A 685-nucleotide genomic window follows, 5' to 3' on the forward strand; every position below is an offset into this window, starting at 1 on the left:
GATCCTTCAAAACACGGGTGAACGCGCAGGCACTTTGAGTGAACCCGGCGTCGCGAAAAACATTCAGTGAGGCCTGGTTGGCCGGCAACACTTGAGCGGTGATCGCGCTCATCTGCGGCCAATGAGCAGAAGCGAACGCTTCGCCCCGCGCCAACAGTGCACCGCCCCAGCCGAGACCAAAACGCCCTTGCAGCAAATACAGCGAGACCTCCGCGTCAAAACCACGCAAGTCATAGCGCAGAACACCGACCGGGCCGTCATCGCCTTCAGCGACCAACAGCAGCCGCTGAGGGTTACGCAAGCTCGCAGTCAGCCAGTCCAGATGTTGCTTCCAGTCGATAACGCCAGCGTCCAGTGACCAGCGGCGCACCGCCTCGGCATTGCGTCCGTCAAACAACAACTGCGCGTCGTCCAGCGTGGCCGGGCGCACCTTGAGCACCGCGCCCGCCAACGCCACCGCAACCCGCAGCGCGCCGCGCCCGTCGACCAATTGCCGTGAACGTTCGGCCAGGCTTTGGCGCAGATAAACATTTTCGACGACCAAGCCGATGGCTTGGCGCAATTGCTCGACACTGACCTGCTCGCGGGCACCCAAGAACACATGCGCGCCAGCCGCCGCCATGACTTCGCCGTTGGCATGCTGATTATTCGACACAGCTATGCAGATCGTTGGCAGCCCCAGTGC

The 685-nt window shown here is 62.3% G+C and carries 1 protein-coding gene; it reads right to left on the reverse strand.

The annotated features are described in order from the left end of the window. A partial coding sequence (locus tag DBR24_RS15440) for a GNAT family N-acetyltransferase (protein WP_128615199.1) occupies nt 1-685 on the reverse strand: 685 nt, incomplete at both ends.

Source organism: Pseudomonas sp. HMWF006, from assembly GCF_003061205.1.
GTDB classification, from domain to species: Bacteria; Pseudomonadota; Gammaproteobacteria; order Pseudomonadales; family Pseudomonadaceae; genus Aquipseudomonas; species Aquipseudomonas monsensis.